The sequence below is a fragment of the Streptomyces milbemycinicus genome (assembly GCF_002154605.1).
GTDB lineage: Bacteria > Actinomycetota > Actinomycetes > Streptomycetales > Streptomycetaceae > Streptomyces > Streptomyces milbemycinicus.
On the sequence record NZ_MUNE01001184.1, the window covers coordinates 1 to 746 of the forward strand.

Consider the following 746-nt stretch of genomic DNA (forward strand, 5'->3'; position numbering starts at 1 on the left):
GGTGACGAGTTCGGCGCGGGCGGCGTCGACCAGGGCGCGGGTCTCCTTGGGAGGGCGTTGCGATTGTTCCCGGCTTCCTTGGTCCAGTCGGCTTGCCAGGGTGGCCCCATGAATTCGCTTGTCACTGGCCGGGTTCCGCCTTTGCGGCCTCGCGGCGGAGTCGTCCGGCCTCTTCGATCATGGCCTTGGCGCGGGCGTAGTCGGGTTCCTGCGCGGCGTCGTCCTCCAGGCGGTGAACTTCGGCCTCAAGGCTGGGGTTGCGGGCTAGCGCGTACTCGCCCCACCAGCGGGCCATGAAGGCGGGGACGGGGGCGAGGTCGTAGGTGTCCATGATGTCCCGACGCCAGTGCCGTTCGAAGTCGACGAGGAGTTTCGGGGCGTGCTGGGCGATGGCGGCGCGGAGTGCCTTGGGCGTCTTCTCGGGCATGGGGGGGACGGTGGCCCCTGTGATACTGGCGGTGGTCATGAGCGGCGGGTTCCTTTAGCGGCGTGGTCAGGCTGCTGCCGTATCCGTCTGATCGGGGATGACGTTCTCATCATTCCCGGCCGATGGCTTTGCGTCGTCGTCCTTGTCGGAGTTCTCGGTGAACGACTTCTCGGCGCGTTGGATGCTGCGGTCTCGCATCCGGTACAGGTTGCTGTTGTCCTCGTAGCCGAAGAGGAGCTGAAGACGCTTCACCCGACCGTAAGGGAGCTTTTCGCCGGCAGATGGGGTCATGGCTACGCGGACGTCGTCGTCCAGCTGC

Annotated in this window: 2 protein-coding genes; both read right to left on the reverse strand. The window is 66.4% G+C overall.

The genetic code is table 11. The features are described from left to right. Positions 1-121: 121 nt before the first annotated feature. Complete coding sequence (locus tag CCN51_RS51955) at positions 122-427, reverse strand: hypothetical protein (protein ID WP_238545424.1); 306 nt, start codon at positions 425-427, stop codon at positions 122-124. Positions 428-493: 66 nt separating this feature from the next. Further along, positions 494-746: hypothetical protein (locus CCN51_RS55600; protein WP_158104804.1), on the reverse strand; the 253-nt coding region annotated here is incomplete at its 5' end.

Excerpts from the sequence above, each read along its gene's own strand:
- CCN51_RS51955 (WP_238545424.1), bottom strand. The coding sequence starts at position 427 with ATGCCCGAGAAGACGCCCAAGGCACTCCGCGCCGCCATCGCCCAGCAC.